At 36.7% G+C, this 24,346-nt stretch carries 22 protein-coding genes and 1 other annotated feature; of the genes, 5 read left to right on the plus strand and 17 right to left on the minus strand.

Annotated features, from left to right (window positions below; genetic code table 11):
- Positions 1-37: 37 nt before the first annotated feature.
- The 3 genes from NC799_RS09755 (at position 38) to NC799_RS09765 (ending at position 2,026) form a co-directional block, all read left to right on the plus strand.
- Positions 38-613, plus strand: a complete 576-nt coding sequence (locus tag NC799_RS09755; protein WP_272446264.1) for a CYTH domain-containing protein — start codon at positions 38-40, stop codon at positions 611-613.
- Positions 614-734: 121 nt separating this feature from the next.
- Entirely contained in the window at positions 735-1,136 is a 402-nt protein-coding gene (locus NC799_RS09760; protein ID WP_272446265.1) for a globin domain-containing protein, read from the plus strand.
- Positions 1,133-2,026, plus strand: coding sequence for a ClpXP adapter SpxH family protein (locus tag NC799_RS09765; RefSeq protein WP_272446266.1), 894 nt, complete (start codon positions 1,133-1,135; stop codon positions 2,024-2,026). The genes NC799_RS09760 and NC799_RS09765 overlap by 4 nt, the downstream gene beginning before the upstream one ends.
- A gap of 665 nt (positions 2,027-2,691) precedes the next feature.
- On the opposite strand, the gene pepF is transcribed toward NC799_RS09765, so the two are convergent.
- From pepF to NC799_RS09820, 11 genes are all read right to left on the minus strand, one after another.
- Complete coding sequence (gene pepF / locus NC799_RS09770) at positions 2,692-4,497, minus strand: oligoendopeptidase F (RefSeq protein WP_272446372.1); 1,806 nt, start codon at positions 4,495-4,497, stop codon at positions 2,692-2,694.
- Between the two features lie 96 nt (positions 4,498-4,593).
- On the minus strand, positions 4,594-5,772 hold the full coding sequence (locus NC799_RS09775; protein WP_272446267.1) for a competence protein CoiA: 1,179 nt from the start codon (positions 5,770-5,772) through the stop codon (positions 4,594-4,596).
- A gap of 250 nt (positions 5,773-6,022) precedes the next feature.
- Positions 6,023-6,703: an adaptor protein MecA gene (gene mecA, locus NC799_RS09780; protein WP_272446268.1), complete on the minus strand. Its 681-nt coding sequence runs from the start codon at positions 6,701-6,703 to the stop codon at positions 6,023-6,025.
- 424 nt (positions 6,704-7,127) lie between these two features.
- Positions 7,128-7,523 (minus strand): transcriptional regulator SpxA, encoded by a 396-nt coding sequence (gene spxA, locus NC799_RS09785; RefSeq protein ID WP_272446269.1) that lies wholly within the window; start codon positions 7,521-7,523, stop codon positions 7,128-7,130.
- Between the two features lie 246 nt (positions 7,524-7,769).
- A complete protein-coding gene (locus tag NC799_RS09790) occupies positions 7,770-8,366 on the minus strand; it encodes a GNAT family N-acetyltransferase (RefSeq protein ID WP_272446270.1) in 597 nt (198 codons plus the stop codon).
- Between the two features lie 215 nt (positions 8,367-8,581).
- Complete coding sequence (locus NC799_RS09795) at positions 8,582-9,796, minus strand: putative glycoside hydrolase (RefSeq protein ID WP_272446271.1); 1,215 nt, start codon at positions 9,794-9,796, stop codon at positions 8,582-8,584.
- 561 nt (positions 9,797-10,357) lie between these two features.
- Positions 10,358-11,293 carry an ABC transporter ATP-binding protein gene (locus tag NC799_RS09800; protein WP_272446272.1) on the minus strand — a complete coding sequence of 312 codons (936 nt, stop codon included), beginning with the start codon at positions 11,291-11,293 and terminating at the stop codon, positions 10,358-10,360.
- The gene (locus NC799_RS09805; protein ID WP_272446273.1) at positions 11,290-12,354 is read right to left on the minus strand and encodes an ABC transporter ATP-binding protein; all 1,065 of its coding nucleotides are present in this window, start codon (positions 12,352-12,354) and stop codon (positions 11,290-11,292) included. The genes NC799_RS09800 and NC799_RS09805 overlap by 4 nt, the downstream gene beginning before the upstream one ends.
- Positions 12,355-12,371: 17 nt before the next feature.
- On the minus strand, positions 12,372-13,520 hold the full coding sequence (gene opp3C / locus NC799_RS09810; protein WP_272446274.1) for an oligopeptide ABC transporter permease: 1,149 nt from the start codon (positions 13,518-13,520) through the stop codon (positions 12,372-12,374).
- Positions 13,520-14,452 (minus strand): oligopeptide ABC transporter permease, encoded by a 933-nt coding sequence (gene opp3b / locus NC799_RS09815; RefSeq protein WP_272446275.1) that lies wholly within the window; start codon positions 14,450-14,452, stop codon positions 13,520-13,522. Before opp3b ends, opp3C begins: the two co-directional genes overlap by 1 nt.
- A gap of 160 nt (positions 14,453-14,612) precedes the next feature.
- Positions 14,613-16,322, minus strand: a complete 1,710-nt coding sequence (locus NC799_RS09820; RefSeq protein ID WP_272446276.1) for a peptide ABC transporter substrate-binding protein — start codon at positions 16,320-16,322, stop codon at positions 14,613-14,615.
- A gap of 310 nt (positions 16,323-16,632) precedes the next feature.
- Here NC799_RS09820 and NC799_RS09825 point away from each other — a divergent pair, with 310 nt between their 5' ends.
- Positions 16,633-16,992, plus strand: coding sequence for a DUF3899 domain-containing protein (locus tag NC799_RS09825; protein WP_272446277.1), 360 nt, complete (start codon positions 16,633-16,635; stop codon positions 16,990-16,992).
- Positions 16,993-17,127: 135 nt separating this feature from the next.
- Here NC799_RS09825 and NC799_RS09830 read toward each other — a convergent pair whose 3' ends face one another.
- Positions 17,128-17,694 carry a Uma2 family endonuclease gene (locus NC799_RS09830; RefSeq protein WP_272446278.1) on the minus strand — a complete coding sequence of 189 codons (567 nt, stop codon included), beginning with the start codon at positions 17,692-17,694 and terminating at the stop codon, positions 17,128-17,130.
- Positions 17,695-18,033: 339 nt separating this feature from the next.
- Positions 18,034-18,212 (plus strand) — a binding site (T-box leader).
- A 73-nt stretch (positions 18,213-18,285) separates the two neighbouring features.
- Between NC799_RS09830 and trpS the strand changes: the two genes are divergently transcribed.
- Positions 18,286-19,281, plus strand: a complete 996-nt coding sequence (gene trpS, locus NC799_RS09835; RefSeq protein WP_272446279.1) for a tryptophan--tRNA ligase — start codon at positions 18,286-18,288, stop codon at positions 19,279-19,281.
- 127 nt (positions 19,282-19,408) lie between these two features.
- Here the strand turns inward: trpS and NC799_RS09840 are convergent, their stop codons facing one another.
- The 5 genes from NC799_RS09840 to NC799_RS09860 all read right to left on the minus strand — a co-directional run bounded on the left by NC799_RS09840 (position 19,409) and on the right by NC799_RS09860 (position 24,235).
- Positions 19,409-20,179, minus strand: coding sequence for a YjbA family protein (locus NC799_RS09840; RefSeq protein ID WP_272446280.1), 771 nt, complete (start codon positions 20,177-20,179; stop codon positions 19,409-19,411).
- Between the two features lie 118 nt (positions 20,180-20,297).
- The gene (locus tag NC799_RS09845) at positions 20,298-20,501 is read right to left on the minus strand and encodes a hypothetical protein (protein ID WP_272446281.1); all 204 of its coding nucleotides are present in this window, start codon (positions 20,499-20,501) and stop codon (positions 20,298-20,300) included.
- A 283-nt stretch (positions 20,502-20,784) separates the two neighbouring features.
- Complete coding sequence (fabF, locus tag NC799_RS09850; protein WP_272446282.1) at positions 20,785-22,026, minus strand: beta-ketoacyl-ACP synthase II; 1,242 nt, start codon at positions 22,024-22,026, stop codon at positions 20,785-20,787.
- A 56-nt stretch (positions 22,027-22,082) separates the two neighbouring features.
- Complete coding sequence (locus NC799_RS09855; RefSeq protein WP_272446283.1) at positions 22,083-23,018, minus strand: beta-ketoacyl-ACP synthase III; 936 nt, start codon at positions 23,016-23,018, stop codon at positions 22,083-22,085.
- A gap of 242 nt (positions 23,019-23,260) precedes the next feature.
- The gene (locus NC799_RS09860; protein ID WP_334313859.1) at positions 23,261-24,235 is read right to left on the minus strand and encodes a BMP family ABC transporter substrate-binding protein; all 975 of its coding nucleotides are present in this window, start codon (positions 24,233-24,235) and stop codon (positions 23,261-23,263) included.
- Positions 24,236-24,346: the final 111 nt, after the last annotated feature.

Below are 24,346 nucleotides of genomic sequence, written 5' to 3' on the forward strand. Positions count from 1 at the left end.
AATGGAAAGTAGAACTTCATCACTTGGAGGGGTAGCCTTGGCTCAGGAAATAGAAATTGAATTTAAAAATATGTTAACTAAGCAAGAATATGATAAACTTCGAAAGTCACTTCAATTGGATTATGCTATTCCAATTGAACAGACAAATCATTACTTTGAGACTAATGATTTCAAATTAAAAAACGCTAAAGTTGCGTTACGAATTAGAGAAGTAAACAATTTGTGGCAGCTAACACTTAAAGAGCCTTATCAAGACGGATTATTAGAAACTCATGATACGCTATCTGAGCAAGAAGCCAGGGAATGGCTAAAGGGCAATATCCTTCCAAAGCCTCACGTTGCCAAACAATTAAATAAGCTTGGTATCGATTTTGCTCATTTACACTATGGTGGCGCACTTAAAACATATAGACTAGAAACGAACTATAAGGAAACTACCGTTGTGCTTGATTATAGTATTTATAATGGCATATCTGATTATGAACTAGAACTAGAAGCAAATACTAAGGACCATGGAGAGAAAATATTTTTTGAGGTTTTAGCAAACCATAGTATTAAATACTCGAAAGCACCAAATAAAATTGAACGTTTTTATACTTCTCTTAACTATTAATTAGGCATATCTATCATAAGCAAACAGATAAGTTGATGATTTTGCTGCCACACTGTTAAAATAAGTAGCAAATATGATTCTTCTTATGAATCACCTCTGACTTAAGAAGGGTATTGGTAAAATGAATGCTAGAACAATTTATGAACAAATTGGTGGACACGAAAAAATAAAGGAACTTGTCGATGCATTTTATAACCGAGTAGCTAAGCATCCGGACTTAGCTCCAATCTTTCCGGATGATTTATCAGAAACGGCACGTAAGCAAACACAATTTCTCACACAGTTTTTCGGAGGACCGCCTTTATATATGGAAGAACACGGACATCCAATGTTGCGAAGAAGGCACCTCGACTTTCCAATAACACCGACACGAAAAGATGCATGGGTAAGTTGTATGGAAGCTGCAATTGATCAAGTAGACATTGCAGAACCATACCGGAGTGTTATCTTGGAACGACTTACATTAACTGCACAACATATGATGAACACACCCGATGATCAGCAGAAAGGAGAATTAATGTGAGTTCTAATCCTTCTGGGCCATCAAACTACCAGAGAGTAAATTCTACGGCACAGTATGGCTACTTAGATTTGCTTAAGAAACCATTGGAAATTTATGTATTTGTTGACCCACTTTGTCCAGAATGCTGGTCATTAGAACCATATTTAAAAAAATTGAGTATCGAATACGGTAGATTCTTTACACTTCGTCCAATTTTAAGTGGACAATTAACGACATTGAATAAGGACAAATTTGATAAACCAAAACAACTAAAAGACATTTGGGAAAAAACGTCTAGTCGAACAGGTATGTGTTGTGACGGTGATATTTGGATTGAAAATCCAATTTCTTTCCCATGGATAGCTTCGATAGCAGTTAAAGCAGCCGAGCTTCAAGGCAAGAAAGCAGGAAGAAAGTTTTTGCGTAAAATGCAGGAGTATGCCTTCTTAAAAAAGAAGGACATTTCCAAGGAAGAAGTTTTATTAGAATGTGCAGAAGAAATAAACCTGGATCTCGATGAATTTAAAAATGATCTGTATTCCAATTCAGCTAGAAAGGCATTGCAGTGTGACTTGAAACTAACGAAAGAAATGGAAGTTGAGTATATTCCTACCATGGTTTTCTTCAACGAGTCGGAGGAAGAGGAAGGATTAAAATTATCCGGACTCTATCCATATGATATTTACGTAAAGGTTCTGAAACAAATGCTTCAAATAACTCCTACTCCTGCAAACAAGCCCGAGCTAGAAGATTTTTTATCCCACTACGATTTTGTTGGTACAACAGAGATTTCTGTTGTGTATGACTGGTCATTGGAGAAAACAGAGAAAGAAATGAAAAAACTTCAACTTATGCAAGTTGTTGAGAAAGTACCAGTAAAATACGGATCGTTTTGGAAATATGTTGGTTAGATCTTAAAATTTACTTTTTCTTCACCTAAACACAAGGATAAACAGATACTATGGTTTATCGGCCTATCATACTGGTTAAAGACCTCGAGAGGGTAGGTGCCCTGCGCTAGACAGGCTCTTGGAACTTTTTATATTTCTTTTCTTTCAAAAAAAGATCATGCCGTGGCATGATCTTTTTTTCCTAGTCTTTTATTAGACAAGGAGGGATGGGAGAAAGTTTCAGGTCAAACAAAGGGGTTTTTTGTTTGTTAAACATCTCACAAGTTAACTATAGCAAGTTTAGACAGATAATTCAACTGTATGTTCATAATTTCACAAAAATGTCACACTTCTTTTTTATTGTTGAACCGCATATAATACGATAACTAAACTAAGATGATTCTTGTAGAAAGAGGGATTGGAATGAGGAAATTTGCTCCCCTGTTTTTCTTCAGTTTAACTGTTATATCATTTTCCTTTAATATTATTGGCCTTATGCGCCTTATCCCCATTTATCTGACATTACCGATGCTTTTCATATCGATTTATTTGACGATCTTCTCTGTCACGCACCGTAGCGCGTTTAGAGGTTTTAGGTAAAGGTAAACCTAGAGAGAACTCCGCAACCCCATTAAAAGGCCAAGCCGGGCTTTCATCGGCTTGGCCTTTGTTTGTAGCTTAAATCTTTATTTTATTAATTTTTCCATCTCGGTTAACTTTTCCTCAAATACGTCAAGTGCACTTAAGATTGGTGACTTTTCTGCCATATCTACACCCGCTCGTTTCAATACTTCTATTGGATAATCACTACTTCCTGCTTTAAGGAAGTTCAAATACCTTTCCACGGCTGGTTCTTTCTCTTTTAGTATTTGGGAAGCTAAGGAGGTAGCTGCAGCATATCCTGTCGCATATTGATAGACATAATAATTATAGTAGAAATGTGGAATTCTCGCCCATTCTAATCCAATTTCTTCATCTACAATTAAATCGTCACCAAAGTACTTCTTATTTAACTCATAATATAGTTCTGTTAATTTATCTGCTGTTAATGCTTCACCATTTTGGGCTTTTATATGGATATCATGTTCAAATTCAGCGAACATCGTTTGTCTGAACACAGTGCCCCTAAATCCCTCTAGAAAATGATTTAAGAGGAATATTTTTTCCCTTTCATCTGTGGTATGATTTATCATGTATTCATTTAGCAATGCTTCATTACAAGTAGAGGCTACTTCTGCAACGAAGATGGAATAGTTTCCGTAACGGAAGGCCTGGTTTTCTCTTGTATAATAACTGTGAAGAGAATGGCCCAATTCGTGCGCTAGCGTAAATAAGTTATTGATATTATCTTGCCAATTCATCAAAATATATGGATTTGTACCATATGCACCAGATGAATAAGCCCCACTCCTTTTTCCTTTATTTTCCTCCACGTCTATCCAGCGTTGTTCAAATCCTTCTTTTAATTTGCTTACATATTCTTCTCCTAAAGGCGCGAGCCCCTTCAATATATATTCCTGTGCCTCTTCATAAGAGAATTTCATCGTCACATCTTTAATTAGCGGCGTATATAAGTCATACATGTGTAATTCATCCAATTGTAATACTTTTTTCCGAAGAGCAACATACCTTTGTAAAAGTGGTAGTCTTTCATTTACTGCTTCCACCAAATTATCATAAACTTCTTCTGGAATATTGTTGTTATTTAGAGCCGATTGCCGTGCAGAATCGTAATTACGAATTTTAGCATAGAAATTATCCTTTTTGACTGCTCCAGATAAGGTGGAGGAAAATGTATTCTTGAATTTACCAAATGTCTCATACATTGCTTTAAATGCATCTCTGCGAACACGTTGGTCGGATGACTCTAAGAAATTAATATAGCGCCCATGCGTAAGCTCAATCTCTTCCCCATTTTCGTCTTTAACGGAAGGAAAGGTAAGGTCAGCATTGTTTAACATACCAAACGTTTGTGCTGCGTTATCCGTTATTTCGGAAGCTTCAGCCAATAACGCCTCTTCTTTCTCACTCAAAATATGTGGTCGATTTCGCGTAATTTCATTTAAAGCATGCTTATAATGATTTAATTCCTCTTTTTCTTCTAGAAAACGATTCAGTTTCGTTTCATCAATCGATAGGATTTCAGGAACGATAAAGCTCATTGAGCTAGAGGCCTGTGTTAACAAATTCTCAGCCTTACTATTTACAGCCTGATAAAAGGAATTCGTCGTATCTTGATCGTATCGCATGTGGGCATATGTAAATAACTTCCCAATTCGTTCCGATACACAATCCTGAAAAGTGAGAAGCTCATAGAGTTTATCAGCTGATTCATCTAATTTACCTTGAAAGGCCTTAAATTTCGGCAATTCCTCACGTATTGCTTCTAGCTCTTTTTCCCAAGTCTCGTCGGATGAAAAGATATCTTCTAACTTCCAAGTTTTCTCAACAGGAACCTGATCACGTTTTTGTAATTCTTTTGCCAAAGTTATATCCTCCTTTTTTTCCTCTAGTAGTAATTTCTACTACCTGTCTAAGAAATCCTTTTAATTCCATTATTATTCTCACCTCTAGTATATCGTTACAATCTAATATTCATGCGTTTTGATTGGTGAAGAAAATAACTGCTGCATAATTAAATGGTCCTGTTCCATTCCGTATTCAATTGTTTTTGGAAATTCCGCCTGTCTAACCAGTGAATAATTCGATGAATCAAGTTGGATAAGGTACCCTAATGTTATTAACAAATTCAGGTAATGTAAAACAGGTTTTGGATGAATGAATATGAGTGGATAGCTTGAGGGTTTTTCATATTTTTTAATATACCTTTCACATAAACTTAACGAGCATGTTTGAAAGTTCAAAAGGATGTTCAGGTATAAGTCACTTTGCCATACCCAAGGAGGTGTTTTCATTAAGTATTGATACGGATTTGGCAGGTGGATAATTGCAGGTAACAAAGATGGATGAAGTCCTTTAATATAAAGGGATCTCCTCCAATATGCTTCTTGTGCCGAAACTTTTGGTTGATATCTTGTTCGGTAAGTGTATTTTTCTTTTGTCCAATCGGAGCATATATCCTTGTTAGGAAATGGATGATCATAAAATAATTGCTTGAACAGAATATCATTTAGAGGATAGAAATGAAGGCTACCGAATGTTTTCTTCCTTCCACTAGCATATAAATGTTGAAAAACAGCGAATTGCTTACTGTTGGGGCAATAGTAATATACCGTCGTTGGAGTTGTTGAATGATATTGATGAATGAATAAGGTATCATAGGAATCAAGCGAAAGTTGATGGTGACCAATTCGCTTCATTCGATTTCCGCCTAACACCCATATAGGAGTAATGTGAAGACTTTTGTATCCATTGTTTCGATCTATAAATTCCTGTTCGGACATTCGAACGCATTGATATTCGATTGCTATTTGCTTCTTATTTAGCTGTATTAATAGGTCTGGGCGTTGCTTGATGTCCGGTAAATAAACTTCTAGCTTAGCCGGAATCCTTTGTCTAACTAGCCATTGGTATAAATCAAGTTTCCCCCTTTCATGGTAAAGCGTTTCCCCATTCTTGCTTGATGCACAATTGCTATTGGGTAAATGCGCAAAATGTGCTAGAACTTTATTGCCAGCTTTAAGGATAACATCTTCTCTACATACAGGACATACAAATGAATTGTTGCTCTTAAGAAAACTAATTTCTTCATGAGTTAATTGCGCAGGGATAACGGACTTTCCTTCTTTATCAAGCGCTTGTAACAATGAACCGCTCACCTCCATTGGTTAATGCTTATATTATTCTATAAAAGACAACAAATACCTTTTTTAAAATTAAAAAAAGCGTAAGACAAGCCTCGTAATGACGGTCTGTACCATGTAGAGGATTGACTACTACTTTTGAGGGGGAGCGCAGAAGCTTTACGTGGCTATCGCTAGATGATCCACGCGTGGACTTTTTTACACTTTCGTTATCTATCAAAAAAAAAAAGCACCCGATTTTCTCGAATGCCTTTTACTTAATAATAAAATATTGTTTTATATTAGCTAGTGCATTTGTTTCAAAAATTGGTTTACCGTATTCTTGTAAGCGGTGAATGGTTACACTAGACTCTAGTCCAAATTCTAACACTTGACTCAAGATATCTTCTTGTTCATCATCACTAAGCTTCTCATCATCAAACTGTAATAGAAGCAAATATTGGTTTTCAAAATGATATAGACTTTCTTCCAACCCATCTACAGTCGTAAAGTGATGACTCAATTGTATTACATCTTCAAAGTCTGGAAAAGCCAGGATAAAAGATAATTCATCAAGTGCATGAATTTCTTCTTCTACATCCATATGAGAACCAAACTTCTCTTCTAATAGAGACTCAATCTTTTCATCGACTGGCATATCAATTGTTTTTCCATTTTCAGTTGTTAGCTCTAGGTTCTGTCCATCCTTGGAAATTTGAGCTTTTGTTACGACAATTTCTAATCCTTTATCCAAGGCTTGAACTTGAATCCATAGTGGACCATCTATATTAAAATCTTCTTCGTTATAATTTACCTCATCCATTACTTGCCAAAATAGCTGTTCACTCTTTTCACGATTGTACCAGATTTCTTCCCGGTCAAATCCCCGATCTTCAATGTCTAAATAGGAAATATAAAATTTTACTGTGTTTTCATTTATTCTTTCTATTTCCATTTTCAACTCTCCCTTCTTAAAATGTTTAGGTGGAAGGGATAACTTCACCTAGTTTTCACTCCTACTCACACCATTCCCCAATTCAAAGTTTTCAATCACCTTACCAAGATTTTAATCCTCTTTGTTACATTTTATGATAAATGATTTCATAATGAAAATATAAACACCTAATTTTCGGATAAATGGGTGGATGTCCCTGGAGTATCATAGCGTATTAAATATATATTTTAACTTAATTCAAGTAATTTGTCACCAGATTGAGCCTTCAAAAAAATTTGTAAACTTTCACACTGCTCCTTTTACACGTGTCGACAATCGAAAAAGACTTATGCCCCCAAAAGGGATAGGAAGCGGAGTAGACATCTCCTGAATTTTCTAGTAAGAAAAAACGCAGGTCTTCTTATCAAAGACCTGCGTTTTTTTCTTAGTTCACCATTCGTTGAGCCTCTCTTAATTGGAATGTTCTTACCGTTCTCGGTAGGAAACGTCTAATTTCGTCTTCGTTATACCCAACTTGTAATCTTTTCTCATCCAAGATGATTGGTCTACGTAATAACCCAGGATTTTCTTGAATCAGGTTGAACAAATCCTTTAGTGGTAACTGATCAAGATTCATATCCAACTTTTGAAAAACCTTAGATCGTGTTGATATTATCTCGTCTGTACCATCTTCTGTCATTCTCAATATCTCTTTAATTTCATCAAGAGTAAGAGAATCTGAAAAGATATTTCTTTCTGTGAACGGGATGTCGTGTTCTTCCAACCAGGCCTTAGCTTTACGGCAAGATGTACAACTTGGTGAGGTATAAAGTGTTACCATGAAACTTCACTCCTCGATATGCAAATTATTTATTGTAAGTTCGTGAAAATTGAAGAATATATTAAATTAAAATTACTTTAAATAACTCTTCTATGTACAAGTATACTACATTTGTCAATTGAAGGGTAGACCATGTATTATTTTTTTATAAAAATTACTTATTTTTTTTAAACACTTCAATACATATCAATACCCTTTTCCAAACATCCTTAAACCAATTATTTGAAATACTTTTCATTTTAAAAATCAAGAGTTTTTATTCTTTAGTCCGTCAAATATATCAGTAGATGACCTTTCATCATCATATGAGAGCACCTCTTCTACTGGCTGATATGATTTACCGTAGATCTCCTCATCTTTATATGTGTGGATATCTTCATACATTTTTTTCATTTGATTATAAATAGACTCTTCATCCTCATCTTTTGGCGTCCAATAAAGAATTTCTAGCGGATTTTCTTCATTGGTAGCTAAAGAACGTCGATTATAACCAATCGATTGAGCATGTGTAAAACCTTCACGTTGATAAAAACGCAATCGTTTTTCTGTATCTGTATCCTCATAATCAACGGGTTCAACTTCAAGAATAATAGGCTTTTGTTTTTCTTTCAGCTTATTAATAAGCTTATGTCCTAGCCCTTGTCCTCTTGAAGCGGAAGATACATAAAGGTAATCAATAAAAATGAAGGATTCAAATTCAGCATACATCATCACGTGATGTGGTCCTTCGTCTTTGTAGTAAACGTCCCCTTTTTCTTTTAGTAGCGTCTCCATATGTTCCTTCGATTTCATTTCTTCAATAGGGAAATACTCATTTAACTTTTCATACCAGTTTTTTGACATAGCTTTACTCCCTTTTTGACGTAGTCCATTATTATTATAACGGAAATTGTTGGATCTGTTAAACCCAAATCGATAATCTTTTCTTGCAATCATTTTAATCATACCCTAAATATGTAATAGTAATCCATTAATTTTAGGATGAACATGATGACCAAAATCAAAAACGACCCTGTCAAAGACTGGGTCGTTTTGAGAGCTTCATTCATAATCCGTAATCAAGGCGTATAATCGACACCTTCTGAATAATTATTGCCGGCATTCCAGATGAGAAACTCATTTATACCATTTTCATTAAGGGCTCGAATTTGTGCTTCAACTTCTTCTTTTCCATACTCAGTAGCAGGTCCTGAATATAGCCATGGCGCTTCGAAATCTTGAATCCACGGTCGAGATGTAGGAGCATTTTCTAATTTTTCAAGCACTTTGTTTTCAACTTTGGCATATTCCGTAACTAATCGGTATGGTTCTTTATCTGGAAAATCAATCCCAAAATAGGATGTCCAATGACTTGGATATATCATAGAAGAGATGACATCTACATTACTCGAGATTTTCGAGAAATTTTGGCCAATACCTGGAGCTTCAGGAATGGTTGCAGAGTAGCCAAAGATATCAACAGCAACATCAACATCGTAATAGGATAATTGGTCTTTAGCATAGGCTACAAAATCTGTTACAGCCTTTACCCGTGTTTGCACATCATCTAACTCTAAATTTGCGTATTCACCCATGTCATAAGTTAGTTCCTTATCTCTTCGTTCAAATCCCTCTGGAAAACGGACATAATCGAACTGTATTTCCTGAAATCCTATTTCAGCAGCCATTTGGGCTATCTTTACGTTATACTCCCAAACTTCCTTTTTAAATGGACTTACAAATGAGTCGCCATTTCCGTTAGACCACACTTGACCGTTCTTTGTAAAAGAAAGATCGGGTCGTTTTTTTGCAAGAATTGTATCTTTGAATACTACTATTCTCGCAATTGGATAAACTCCCTTTTCTTCTAGTACCTCTAACATTTTTCTTGGGTTATTAATGTAGTTCAAAGCGATATCTTCATAAGGAGAGCCTTCCTCTGGCTTAAAGGTTAAATTGCCATAATCTTCTTTAACATCAATAACCATAGCATTTAAGTCAGTTGTTTCTACTAGGTTCAATAACTTTTCGAACTTACTTCCTCCAGCAGACGGTCCCGTCACATAAATACCTCGGACAGCATCAGGGTATTCAAAGTCTAAACCAGAATCATAGTAAAAACGAGAAATCTTTTCAGGTATCTCATACTTCTGAACTTTTGTTACGTGCAAGGAATGCAGTTTAGCAGTCATTGTTTCCTCATCAGTTGCTGCACCTACAGAACTTAGGGGCAAAAGAATACTGAGTGTAATCAAAACAATCACGCTAATAAGTTTACGTTCTATTTTCCCCATATACTATCAATCTCCCAATGGTGTATTTTGTATTATTATATAATTGATTTCCCTGTATTAGTATAAAATTGTACAAGTTTTTTCTGTTATTTTATGTAAGTAGGAAAAGCGGAGAGCGCCTGCTTAGCCCCGACAGGCATAAGACAAGACCTGACGTGGTGGTCTTTGCCACAAAAGGGATTGACTTATGACCCCGAGGGGCTAGGCGCTCGGAGCTAGACAGTAGGAAAAGCGGAGAGCGCCTGCTTAGCCCCGACAGGCATAAGACAAGACCTGACGTGGTGGTCTTTGCCACAGAAGGGATTGACTTATGACCCCGAGGGGCTAGGCGCTCGGAGCTAGACAGTAGGAAAAGCGGAGAGCGCCTGCTTAGCCCCGACAGGCATAAGACAAGACCTGACGTGGTGGTCTTTGCCACAAAAGGGATTGACTTATGACCCGAGGGGCTAGGCAGCACTTGATTTTTTTATATTTCCCATCCCTCAAAAAACCCTCTACCTGACACGGTAGAGGGGTTGAATTCATCTATTTTAAATCAGATTGTCTTTTGGTAAAGATTAATTACTTGTTTTGAAATTCTGTTTTATACGTTTCAAATTCTTTGGTTGTACAAAGAACCCAGTGATTGGGACGAACTTCTCTAAATTCCGGTGCTTCACTTATATCGTGCTGTGATGGGTCATAAACAATCCGTTTACGGTTTCGCTCATAGTCTGGATCTGGTAATGGAATTGCCGATAATAAAGATTTTGTATACGGGTGGATCGGGTTTTTGTATAACTCTTCACTGTCAGCTAACTCTACCATCTTACCAAAATACATAACGCCAATCCGATCACTAATGTATTTTACCATCGATAAATCATGAGCAATAAACAAATACGTTAAGCCATGCTCCTTTTGAAGATCTTTAAGCAGGTTAACTACCTGTGCCTGGATTGACACATCTAATGCAGAAATTGGTTCATCTGCAATAATAAATTCTGGATTGACAGCTAAAGCCCGTGCGATTCCTATTCTTTGTCTTTGACCACCACTGAATTCATGTGGATAGCGATTGGCATGTTCCTTGTTTAAGCCGACACGTTCTAACAGCTCCTCAACACGCGCTTTACGCTCTTGTGGTGTTTTCGTCAATCCGTGCACATCTAATCCTTCTGCAATAATATCCATTACAGTCATTCGAGGATTTAAAGATGCATAAGGGTCTTGGAAAATCATTTGCATTTTCTGATTAAATTCCTTCAGTTGACCTCTTGATTTTTTTCCATGAACATCTTTTCCATTAAAGATAACCTGTCCATCTGTTGCATCGTATAGACGGATGATTGTACGCCCAGTAGTAGATTTACCACAGCCCGATTCGCCAACTAAACCAAACGTCTCCCCTTTATAAATATCAAAGGAAATCCCGTCAACAGCCTTTACGACCTGTCTTCTACCGGTTTTAAAATGTTGCTTTAAATTTTTAACTTCAAGTAATTTTTCTTCGGTCAAGAAAAGTCACCTCCAGAATTGCCGTTGTTTAAACCACTTGCCATTCCCTCCATTCTCCGCTTAACCGCTAATGGAGGCTCAACCTTGGGTGCATTTTCGTGTAATAGCCATGTCGCCGCATAATGTGTATCCGACACTTTAAATAATGGTGGCTCCATCTCTGTATCAATTTTCATGGCGTATGGATTACGAGGAGCGAAGGCATCCCCTTTTGGTGGATGAATTAAATCTGGTGGTGTTCCTGGTATTGCGACTAATTCATCTTCCGTACTATCAACAGTTGGCATTGATCCTAACAACCCCCATGTGTACGGGTGTTTTGGGTTATAAAAGATATCGTCAACAGTTCCAATTTCAATAATTTTACCAGCATACATGACAGCAACTCGGTCAGCAACATTTGCAACTACTCCTAGGTCATGGGTAATAAAGACAATTGCAGCTTCGGTTTTTTGTTGAATGTCCTTCATCAGTTCAAGAATTTGTGCTTGAATCGTTACATCTAAAGCAGTTGTTGGTTCATCAGCAAGTAAAATCTTTGGATTACACGCAAGAGCAACAGCTATTACTACCCGTTGCCGCATCCCACCTGAAAACTGATGTGGGTATTGATTTACTCGAGCACTAGGGTTAGGAATTCCTACAAGCTCGAGCAGCTCAATGACCCGACGTTTCGCTTTTCCTTTGTCCATGTTCTGGTGTTTAATAAGACCTTCCATTATTTGATTACCAATCTTCATCGTTGGGTTAAGAGACGTCATCGGATCCTGGAAGATCATCGAAATATCTCGGCCTCTTATTTTCTCTAATTCTTTTTCTTTTAGCTTAGTTAAATCTTTACCGTTAAATAAGATTTCACCTGAAGTGATTTTTCCAGGCGGAGTAGGAATTAGCCCCATTAGAGCTTTTGTTGTAACTGACTTTCCAGAACCAGATTCGCCAACGATTGCCAATGTTTCACCTTTATGCAAATCAAAGCTTATTCCACGAACAGCTTGTACACTTCCGCCATATGTTTCAAAATTCACTTTTAAATCCTTCACTTCAAGAATTTTGTTCATCTTTTCCACCCGCCTTTCTATCTTTTCATTTTTGGATCTAATGCGTCACGAATACCATCAGCAAGAATATTAAAACCAATCATTAGAAAGGAAATAATAATGGCCGGGTAAACCAACATATAAGGATAAATTCGGTACGACTTAAATGCATCATTAATTAACGTTCCAAGTGATGCAATTGGGGGTTGAAGTCCTAAACCAATAAAACTTAAGAAAGCTTCAAAGAAAATAGCACTTGGAATGGTAAACATTGTATTAATGATAATCATTCCAGTTACGTTCGGAATCAAGTGTTTCATAAGAATTCGCTTGTCTGAAGCACCTAATGTTCTTGCAGCCAAAACAAACTCTTGGTTTTTCAGCTTTAAAATTTGGCTTCGAACAATACGAGCCATTCCAGTCCAGCCTGTAATAGTTAAAGCCAAAATAATAGCTATTAAACCTGGTTTTAAAACAACAATCATTAAAATAACAATAACTAAATTTGGAATACCAGTTAGAATTTCAATTACACGTTGCATGTAATTGTCGACTCGTCCGCCGTAATATCCAGAAATACCACCGTATAGGACACCGATAAGCATATCAATCGCTGCTGCAACAATCCCTATTAAAAGCGAGATACGTGTTCCATTCCATGTTCTAGTCCACAAGTCACGTCCCATACTATCAGTTCCAAACCAATAATATTTATCTTCTAAGCCTCTTGCACCATATACATCGAATTCCAATTCAACAGTATAATAGTTGTCATTATCCTTATTTGGTTCCTCAACTACTTTTGATGAAATTAAATATTCTTCACCAATTTCCATACCTGTTAATCCGCGAGTAATTGCATCATCTTCCGTCGTTCCCTGAACTCGCCATTTCTGAATGCCATCAAACCCTAACCATTCTAACCCTTTTATCCTGGGCGGTATATTTGAAGCATCATAATTTGTTTCTTCAATTGAATAGTCATTCATTAGCGGCCCTATAAGAGCCATTACAGCAATAAGGAATAAAAACACAAGACCAATAATGGCACCTTTGTTTTTCCGAAGACGAATCCATGCATCCTTCCAATAGGAAAGCTCAGGACGGGTTAGTTCCTCACCTTTTTCGGCCGATAACTCAATTGGTTCAAACAGTTCTTTTGGTAGTTGTTTGTTATTTGTCGGCATTAGTCCTTCCCTCCCGTAATACGAATACGTGGGTCGATTAGACCATACATGATGTCAACGATTAAAATAACCACGATAAACAATACAGAAAATAACAAAGTTGTGCCCATTATCATTGGGTAATCGTTAACACTAATTGACCTAACAAACTGCTCCCCCAACCCAGGTATCGCAAAAATTTGTTCTATTACTAACGTTCCGGTCATTAAACTAACCGTCATAGGACCAAGCACAGTTATAACTGGAACGAGTGCATTTCTCATTGCATGCTTTAACATGATGGTTGACTTTGTCATACCCTTTGCACGTGCTAATTCAATGTAATCGGATCCTAACACTTCCATCATTTCTGTTCTCATGAAGCGAGCACAAATGGCAAGTGGAAAAATCATAAGAGAAATTGTCGGGAGAATCGTATATTCAAATCCTTCCCAGAATGCAACTGGTAACAAGTCCCATTTCACCGCAATGTAATATTGCAATAGTCCAGCAAAAACAAACGAAGGAATGGAAATACCAATAACTGCAACAACGTTCGATGTATAATCAATCCATGTATTATTACGAATAGCTGCAACCATTCCTAACACGATGCCCAAAATTGTCCCTATAATCATTGCTTGTCCGCCCAAATAAGCTGACGGAGCAAGTCTGTTCATGATCAATTTCGTCACATCTTGATTATTAAATTGAAAAGACACCCCTAAATCTCCCTGGATAAGCCCAACGATATAGTTAAAATATTGGATAGGTACTGGTTGGTCCAATCCATATCTACTTAAAAGTATTGCCATCTGTTCATCAGATAGTTTAGAAGCAAGCTGATTAAACGGTGAGCCAGGTAATAGCTTCATCAAGAAAAATGTTGCTGTTGCAATGATGAACAGAGTTATAACCATGTATCCTATTCTTTGCAAAAGATATTTACTCATTGGTACACCTCCACAGCGTGATAAACGCTTGCATTTTGTGATTATTTTGAAAACCAATAACTTTCTGATAGTTTGCCTATCATGGGAAAAGAGAGCATATGTATGCCGATTCGACAAAACATATACTCTCTTATCAACAACAAAAATGGTTATCTAAAGTTTATTTTTCTATGCCAACGTACTTATAGCTATAGCTTGGTCCGAATGGGTTTAATTGTTCCATCCCAGTTACATAGTTCTTAGAAAGAACAGATGTTTTACGTTGCATTACAGGACCGATACCAGCCTCATCAAGCATAATCTTCTCAGCTTCTTGCATTGCTTCAAAGCGTTCAACAGGTTTAAGTGCAAGCTCATTTTTCACAGACTTAACAAGTGCATCATACTCATCATTGGAGTATCCAATGTCATTATTAGCTCCGCCTGTTTCCCATAGGTCAATAAAGGAAATAGCATCTTTATAGTCAGGACCCCAACCAGAGAAGGCAAGTTCATATTCTTGAGCATCCATGATTTCTAATTGCTCAGACCATGGAACATTTTGAAGTTCAATTGTTAAGCCTTCTAAATTCTTTTCAAGCTCTGATTTAAAGAATTCCGTAATGGCTTTACCAACATCAGAATCACCACTTAAGAATACAAGGGAAACTTCTTCAAAACCTAGTTCTTGCTTTGCTTTTTCCCATGCACTTTGTGCCGTTTCTAGGTCATAAGAGATAATGTTACCATATTTCGCGCGGAAATCTTCGCCAGTTTCAGGATTTTGTACAAAGTCAGAAGGTACAAAATAATCAGCTGGAATAGAGTCGTTTCCATAAACGATGTTGATAAATGCTTCCTTATCAAACCCTTGCGCAATCGCACGTCTGAAGTTCTCGTTTTGCATATATTCGCCTTTTGTGCTAGAACCTTGGTTAAACTTTAACCAGAATACGGTCGCTTCACTTAAAGAATAGTAATCTGGGCTTGTTTTCTTTTGATCTACGAATTCGCCTGAAAGACCAACTCGGTCAATTTCCCCTTTTTCATATAAACTTACAGCCGTACCAGTTTCTTTAACAACTTTAACGTTTATTCCATCAAGGTCAACGTTGTCTTTATCCCAGTATTGGTCGTTACGCTCAAGTTTCCACCCAGCAGCATTATCCCACTCAGTTAAAACGAACGGACCATTAAATAATAGGTTATCAAGCTCAATTGCAAAGTTTTCCCCTTGTTCTTCAACAAACGCTTGGTTAAGTGGAAGGAATGTTGGGAATGCAACAAACGATTCAAAATATGGAACTGGTTTAACCAATTCTACTTTTAATGTATAGTCATCCTCAGCCGTTACACCTAATTCAGTTGGCTCTAATTCACCTGCATAAATTTCGGTTGCATTTTTAATTGCACCACTCATCAGGTACTCACCATATACTGAAGCAGTTTCTGGTGTAATTGCTCTTCTCCATGCGTAAACAAAGTCATTAGCAGTAACAGGCTCACCGTTTGACCATTTTGCATCTTCACGTAATTTAAATGTGTACGTTAACCCGTCTTCACTTATAACAGTTTCGTCTTCATTCGCAATACCAGATACAATTTCTCCACCTGTTTTCAAACGATAAAGACCTTCATATAGACTATCTGTATATTGAATACTTACAGAGTCTGTAGCTTGAGCAGGATCGAGGGATGGAATCTCAGATGTTGAAACGACACGTAAAACCTTACCATCATTTCCTTCCTCGTTCGTACTATCGCCTTCTGATCCTTGTTGAGTATCTGTTCCTGTATCTTCTTCAGTTGTATCATCTCCACCTGAACAAGCAGCTAGGAACATACTTAGTACTACAACTAGTACTAATAAAAGCCAATTTGCCTTTCTCATTTGATAATGACCTCCCCAATTTTCTAAATATTTTTGCAGATGTTACACCTACATAAGTGGATTATACAATTTTTCCAACAATTGCGCATTATTTTTTTTAGTCAAAAATATGGAAATTGCGAAATATTTATGGTTAATTCGTCAAAAATAGCACTAATTACCTATTTTTATATTGAGGATTTTTCCTTTTATATCAAATATCTTAACCTTACTCACCAGTTCTATGTGAGATTGTAATAGATTTTTTTGAAACATGCTATACTATGTTGGGAAAATATTAATCGTATAATAAGTACAAGGTTGTGAACGTATGAGATTCATTCAAAATAAATGGTTATTTTTAAGCGCAAATTTACTTGGAATCATTCTGTATACACTGGTTGTTGGTAACAACCTTTTGTTAAGTATGATAAATACTTTGTTTTATGTTGGTTTCTTTTATCTTACTTGCTCGTTATTAATGTTCACGATCAAAGGAAAGTTTTTTGATGGAATTGTTTATGGATTTCGAAAGGTAGCAGCGAGCTTCAGCAGGCCTGTTTTTGATGAAGAAGAAAATAAACCACAGCCTTCTGAGCGGATTTCCAAGCCGGTATTGACCTTCTTTTTATTTCAAGGGACTTTTTTAACAATAATTATGGTAATATTATTAACTATTTATTATATGTAATTCGACTGTCTGAGAAAAAGCATAGTAGCCACTAAGAAGTATACTTCTTAGTGGCTACTATGCTAGAAAGCGATAAAGTTAAACTTCAATCAGTGGGGGTATCACTGCCCGTTAATACGGGATAAAATGGAGCAATCACTCCCTAAAAAGATGCCTTAAATTAATACGAAAACCAGCTAGGACTTTAGAAGTTATTTCTCCTGTATCTGTTTTAATGTCAAATTGTTCGTACATTTTCTCATCATTTAAAGCATATACCGTTACCGTATTCAGCATCGGATTAACTATCCAATATTCCTTAACACGATAGCTCATATAGAGGTTGAGCTTTGTAATCAAATCATGCGATTGATTGGATGGGCTTAATATTTCAACAACCAAATTCGGAACACCAACATATCTAGCATCGGTAAAACCACTTTTATCACATATGATGCTAATGTCTGGAATGACAATTTTTGTTCCCTCTATTGTATCGTCTTTCAATTCAATATCGTACGGTGCAGGAAACACTTCACAAGACTTCCCTTCAAGGAAATTACCAAATTTAGTTTGCAGCCTACTGGATACACGTTGATGCTTCGTTGATGGTGATGGTGACATATAAACAAGTCCGTCAATATATTCTAGTAATGAATCAGCGCTTTCACGTATTCGAAAATACTCTTCCACAGACACAGAATCATCACGGTATTGATTCATTTCATTTCTCCTTTCTATCCCTCTCTATTGGTATTATTATTTTACCATGTTATATTATCTTTTACATTTTTATATTAAGCCGTAAATATTTTATTACTGAAAGTAGACTTTTTACTCACTCTACCCTTGTTCTCGAGATTAAATAGTAGATATTTTTAACTCATTTGAAACGTTTAGATCTCGACTACTTAAAAAACAGCCCATGAAGACCTAACTGTTAATATACTAAACCAGTGGTTAAATGAAATCGGATATTCAAATTGATCCTGTTGTTGAGGTAGCAAACACCTAACACTTGCACCTGAGCAGAATGAAATATATAATATTAAAAAACCAATATCATTAGCAATGAAAAAGGCGTAGTACAATAACCCTCTGATTTTAAAGAGAGCTTGTGGTCGGTGGAAACAAGCATCAAGGTATATTGGAATTGGACTTTCGAGCTGATTAACTATTAAAGTGATTCTGTCATAACTGCAGAATAATAAGGGTGGCACCGCGGTTCATTCGTCCCTTCCAATTGGGAGTGAATGAGCTTTTTTTGTGTTTACTTTTATTACACTGATCTAAAAATTATATGAGGTGAAAGAAATGAAAACAATATTCTCAGGTATACAACCAAGTGGCACACTAACAATCGGTAATTATCTTGGTGCGATGAAACATTTTGTTACATTGCAAGAGGAAAATAACTGTTATTTCTGCATCGTTGACGAACACGCGATTACAGTTCCACAGGATCGATTAAAATTAAGAGAAAACATTCGCTCACTCGCAGCACTTTATCTTGCATCTGGAATCGACCCAGAAAAATCAACCTTGTTTATTCAATCAGAGGTAGGTGCTCATACGCAGCTTGGCTGGATGATGCAATCAATTAGTTATATTGGTGAACTAGAAAGAATGACACAGTTTAAGGATAAATCTGACGGAAAAGAAGCTGTTTCATCTTCCCTACTAACGTATCCTCCATTAATGGCTGCAGATATTTTACTGTATGGAACAGATATTGTTCCTGTAGGAGATGACCAAAAACAACATTTAGAATTAACAAGAAACCTTGCGCAGAGGTTCAATAACAAATATAATGATATTTTTACGGTGCCTGAAATCAGTATTCCAAAGGTTGGAGCACGTATCATGTCTTTACAGGAACCGACCAAGAAAATGAGTAAGTCAGATGAAAATCAAAAGGCATCTATCTTTATGCTCGATGATGAGAAACAAATTGAAAAGAAAATAAAAAGTGCTGTCACTGACTCTGAAGGAATTGTAAAGTATGACAAAGAGAATAAGCCTGGAATAAGTAACCTACTTACGATTTACGCAAGTTGTACTGGCCAAACCATTTCAGAATTAGAAGAAAGGTATCACGGAAAAGGCTATGGCGAGTTCAAGCAAGATACAGCAAATGCTGTTATAGAAGCTCTTAAGCCAATCCAAGAACGTTACCATGAATTAATCCATTCACAGGAATTAGACGATATTTTAGATAACGGAGCAGACAAAGCAAGCTTCACTGCAACTAAAATGTTAACAAAAGCAAAAAAAGCAATGGGATTAGGAAGAATAAAAAGAAAAGCGTAGAGCGCCTGTCAGACCCCGAGAGACTTAGGCGCTCTACGCTAGACAAGAACAAAAAGCGGAAGTGCCTTGGGCAGGCTCGACTAGCTCAAAAAAAGACGTCCTAAAAATTGGACGTCTTTTTTTACGTTTAAAGCATTCTCTTAAATGTGTTATTGTATTGGTCGGTATCTTGTTCAAGTTCCCACATTTTTTCAAAAAATGGCTGACCTTTGATTAACTTTCCGCATAAATCTTCATGAGATCTAGTCCATCCGTCTACAACACCTCGATAAAGTTCTTCCCATGCCTCTTCAAAATGCATATGTTTGATTTCCGAATATCTTTCCGGATCCCACTCCGTTAACCAGTACCTTACCTCTTCAATGTTGTTAGTGCTTTTTAATTGATCTAGCGCCATCATTAATAATTGCTTCAACTGTCTTTCTTTTCTTGTAAGTCCTACCATTAACTTTGGAGATAGAGACAATATGTGATATTCTTTTTCTTTCTGCTTTTCCGTAAAGGAAAATTCATGTGGGGTTGACCCGTCAATCATTTCATAAACGAGACGTTCTTGTCTTGGAATTAACCGGCTTTTCCTGACTGGCAAATAATACCCCATAGTATCAAAAGCAATAATTGATTTTCCATTGGTTACGATACATGCATACTCTAAAGAGATTCTTTCTTGATTCTTTCGTAGGTAGGCGCGTTTATAAATACTATCCAATAAGGGCTTTGGTAAATCTTGAAGGTCATTCTCGATAAAATTATACAGTACATCATCTATGTACAGAATTGGTACCTGATCTAAAAGTTCTATTCCGTCCTCTTTTCTCCATTCATGGAAATGACAAACATTATAACCGTTTTCTTCTCCTTCAAACCAGTTCACCCATACATCGTGTAAATATAACATGTGTCGAACCCTCGCTTTACTTGAATCTAATAGCCAAAAGGTCTAAGTAACGTAACCGTTTGGACTTTCTTTAAAATACATTATGACCATTTAAGGAAAATTTATTCTATTGTTTCTATTATTTAACAGGTAATTTGTTGATGGTTGCTATCATGATAATTAAACCAATCGGAAGAAAATAGCATTCAATCCTTCCTTGAATAAAGGTTAAATAATCATGCCAGTTGAGTCCTGCTGGTATAAAATTCAAATAAAGTATGATTGAAACGCCGCCAGAAACTGCTAGTCCAAACCCTATCAAAAAGATAAGTAAGTAAATCACAATTCTACCTCTCCTGCCTGTCCAATAGTCTTTATCTAACTATATGATAGAAGTTGATAGATAATGATTGATTTTAATGATAGCAGTACCTACATTTCCAGTCCGAATTAGGCTTGCATTCAGTCACGGTTATGAACAAAAGCACAGGCTGGACGAGGTTCTTGCTGGATGTTTTTACATGTATGGATTTTTTTCATCTAAAAAAAACACATGGATACTATCACTATCCATGCGGTTGTTAAACTATTCTTTTTTGACATTATCGAAAACCATAAAGTTCGCCCTAGCCCTGATATTTTTTAAAAATTAATGCAACATTGTGGCCACCAAAACCTAGTGAATTACTTAACGTAAAGGTTAGTTCTTTTTCTTTTGCCTTATTCGGAACGTAATCTAGATCACAATCAGGGTCTGGTGTTTCATAATTAATTGTCGGTGGTATAACATTATCCCCAAGCGCCTTAATACATGCTATTGCTTCAACTGCACCAGCTGCGCCTAGTAAATGGCCAGTCATTGATTTTGTTGAAGACACTGCAAGATTATACGCATGTTCACCAAAAACATGTTTAATTGCTAACGTTTCAAATGAGTCGTTTAGTTCTGTACTAGTTCCATGGGCGTTTACATAATCAATTGCTTGTACATCGATACCTGCATCTTCAATTGCTTGATTCATCGCACGCGACGCACCTTCTCCTTCTGGTGCTGGAGAGGTAATGTGATAGGCATCACCAGCAGAACCATAGCCGACCAATTCAGCATAGACCTTTGCTCCTCGCTTTTGTGCAGACTCTAATGATTCTAAAATAAGAATACCAGAACCCTCCCCCATGACAAATCCATCACGGTTTTTATCAAAAGGACGACTTGCTGTTTTTGGATCGTCATTAAAGGATAAAGCGCGGGCACTAGAGAAGCCAGCAAATGCCATATTCGTAAGCGGTGCCTCCGCTCCTCCTGTAATCATATAATCAGCATCACCACGTTCAATAACCTTAAATGCATCACCAATTGAGTTTGCACCAGAAGCACATGCTGTTACCGAGCAGTTATTAATACCTTTAGCCCCAAATTGGATTGAAATTTGACCAGAAGCCATATCTGGGATTAGCATTGGAACGAAAAACGGACTTACTCGCTTATAACCTTTTTCAATAAATTTGTGGAACTGCTCCTCGTAGGTTGCCATGCCACCAATACCTGAACCTACCCAAACACCAACACGCGGTGCGATGTCGTCTGTTATTTCTAACTTTGCATCCTCTAAGGCCATTTTAGCTGATGCTACAGCATATTGTGTAAATAAATCCATTCGCTTTGCATCTTTTTTATCCATATAAATGCTTGGATCCCAGTCTTTAATTTCACCTGCTACTTTTGCCGGAAAATCATCTTTATTTACTTTCGTTATATAATCAATTCCAGAATTACCTTTAACAAGGTTTGCCCAAATCTCATCAATAGTGTTGCCTACTGGAGTTACTGCTCCCAATCCTGTAATAACTACACGTCTTTTTTCCACAAGGCCTTCCTCCTATCTCTTTTCAGAAAATATGATCACACCATTATAGATATCCTTTACCTACCCCAACGAATTGCAACTGCACCCCATGTGAGACCTCCGCCAAACCCAACTAAAACGACCAAATCATCCTCTTTTATTTTCCCGCTTTTCACTTCTTCAGATAAAGCAATTGGGATTGATGCTGCAGAAGTATTTCCATATTTCTTCACAGATGTAGCCATTTTTTCTTTTGGCAACCCTAGCCGTTCCCGTGCTGCTTCCATAATTCGAATGTTTGCTTGATGTGGAATTAAATAGTCAACGTCATCCGTACTATACCCTGCTTTTTCCACAACATGAACGGATGATTCCGGCATCTGTCTTACTGCAAATTTAAAAACTTCTCTACCATTCATACTTATATGGTCTTTATCTTGTAATAAATGTTTTCCACCACTGCCATCTGATCCTAATTCAAAAGAAAGGATACCCTTTCCTTCACTAACAGGACCAATTACAGCAGCACCAGCACCATCACCAAAAAGAACACAAGTATTACGGTCAGTCCAATCAGTAATTTTGGAAAGCTTCTCTACACCAACTACCAGTATGTTTTTATATGCATTATTCTGGATAAACTGCTGAGCTGTAATGACACCATACATAAATCCCGCACATGCAGCACTAACATCCATCGCTGCAGCTTTTGTTGCTCCTAATCGATTCTGAATCATACACGACACACTTGGAAAAGATGTATCAGGAGTAACCGTAGCAACTAAAATTAAATCCAGTTCTTCTGCCTTAATTTTAGCGTCTTCAAGCGCATTAACGGCAGCATTAAAAGCAAGATCAGACGTATCCATACTGTCATCAGCTATTCTTCTTTCTTCGATACCCGTTCTTGATCTAATCCACTCATCACTTGTATCTACCATTTTCTCTAACTCTTTATTTGTTAATATTTTTTCAGGTAAATAATGACCTGTACCAATAATACCGGCGTTCACTTATTTCAACTCCTCACGAGTATTTATAATCTAATCTTAGTACTTGGTGCTAATTTTAATGTATTTTTTTTCTTAAATCAAGTAAAGACTCTACAACAAAGGCGTACGCGCAAAGATTTTCTGCTTAAGACCTCAGGCGGGGGTAGGCGCCTGAAGATAGACAGCTCTTGGATTTATTTATCCTTTTTATCTTTTTTTAAAAAAGGGCTAGACGATTGGCTTTAGTCTAGCCTTCCATGGTTTCACGATTCATTAGGTAATAATCCTGTTTCTTTATAACGTTCAATAGCACCCTCCAATTTCATTTTAAAAGAGTTTGGGACTTCAGGGCTAAATTCTCCCATTGTTATCACCCCATCATTAAAATCATAGGTGAAAACACCACCCTCTAATTCCCCTTCATTAAATTGTTTTGCTGCTAACAAATACAGATTATCCACTTGTTGTACGGTGCTTGTTAACACAGTACTCTTTCCAAGGCCTATTTGGTCGGAAACAAACCCGATTGCGTATTTCCCGGCTTCTTTAGCCTGATTAATTATTCTAATACTAAAAGAATCACCAGCAGGATAAAAAACATCGACATTCTGCTTGTTCATTTTTTCGAATAGTTCACTAGCTCGCTTAGAGTTGTCCCAACTATTGACAAAATCCATTTGTACATTCGCATTTGGATTTTGATAATTGACGCCCTCATAGAAACCTTCAATCTCTGGCTGCCATTCATATGCTGCAATAATACCAACTTGATTGGTTTTCGTCATTTTACCAGCAACCATCCCACCAAAGAAACCCATTGCATGTGAACTGAAGTTTAAGCTAGTCAAATTGTCTGCGTAATAACCTCCATTAAAATAAACGAAATGAATATTGGGATAGGAGTCGCTTATTTTTTCAAACATTTTCCCGTAAATATTACTATGTCCAAAAATAAGATTGACACCTTTTGCCGAAAATTGTTCTACAGCACGGTTCACCTCTTGTTGTGTTTTAATGTCTTCTTTAAAATAGACATCGACATTTAATTCGTCTTTAATTTCTACTAAACCTTTGTACCCTTTATTTCCCCATGTTTGATCGTTAATTGAATTCTCAACTAACATGCCAACCTTTTGAATATCCCCTTGACCATAATTGCTACAACTCGTTAATGTGATTAAAAGAAATAATAATAAAAACACGTAGATAAGACCAAGAATTTTTCTCAACTTCTGCACTCCTACTATCAAATGCTTGGCTATTTTAGTATGCGATGATTACCAACATTGATTCCTCTATTTAACAGTCAGAAAACAACTTATTAATAGTACTATTTTACCGTGTAAAGA

This window comes from Aquibacillus salsiterrae (assembly GCF_028416595.1).
Lineage (GTDB): Bacteria > Bacillota > Bacilli > Bacillales > Amphibacillaceae > Aquibacillus_A > Aquibacillus_A salsiterrae.

Bases quoted from the DNA above. Each gene is read 5' to 3' on its own strand.
- NC799_RS09840 (WP_272446280.1), bottom strand. From the start codon at position 20,179: ATGTTATATTTACACGATGTATGGGTGAACTGGTTTGAAGGAGAAGAA.
- NC799_RS09760 (WP_272446265.1), top strand. From the start codon at position 735: ATGAATGCTAGAACAATTTATGAACAAATTGGTGGACACGAAAAAATA.
- NC799_RS09820 (WP_272446276.1), bottom strand. From the start codon at position 16,322: ATGAGAAAGGCAAATTGGCTTTTATTAGTACTAGTTGTAGTACTAAGT.
- opp3b (WP_272446275.1), bottom strand. From the start codon at position 14,452: ATGAGTAAATATCTTTTGCAAAGAATAGGATACATGGTTATAACTCTG.
- NC799_RS09790 (WP_272446270.1), bottom strand. From the start codon at position 8,366: ATGTCAAAAAACTGGTATGAAAAGTTAAATGAGTATTTCCCTATTGAA.
- NC799_RS09830 (WP_272446278.1), bottom strand. From the start codon at position 17,694: ATGAATCAATACCGTGATGATTCTGTGTCTGTGGAAGAGTATTTTCGA.
- spxA (WP_272446269.1), bottom strand. From the start codon at position 7,523: ATGGTAACACTTTATACCTCACCAAGTTGTACATCTTGCCGTAAAGCT.
- opp3C (WP_272446274.1), bottom strand. From the start codon at position 13,520: ATGCCGACAAATAACAAACAACTACCAAAAGAACTGTTTGAACCAATT.
- NC799_RS09805 (WP_272446273.1), bottom strand. From the start codon at position 12,354: ATGAACAAAATTCTTGAAGTGAAGGATTTAAAAGTGAATTTTGAAACA.
- mecA (WP_272446268.1), bottom strand. From the start codon at position 6,703: ATGGAAATAGAAAGAATAAATGAAAACACAGTAAAATTTTATATTTCC.
- NC799_RS09825 (WP_272446277.1), top strand. From the start codon at position 16,633: ATGAGATTCATTCAAAATAAATGGTTATTTTTAAGCGCAAATTTACTT.
- trpS (WP_272446279.1), top strand. From the start codon at position 18,286: ATGAAAACAATATTCTCAGGTATACAACCAAGTGGCACACTAACAATC.
- NC799_RS09795 (WP_272446271.1), bottom strand. From the start codon at position 9,796: ATGGGGAAAATAGAACGTAAACTTATTAGCGTGATTGTTTTGATTACA.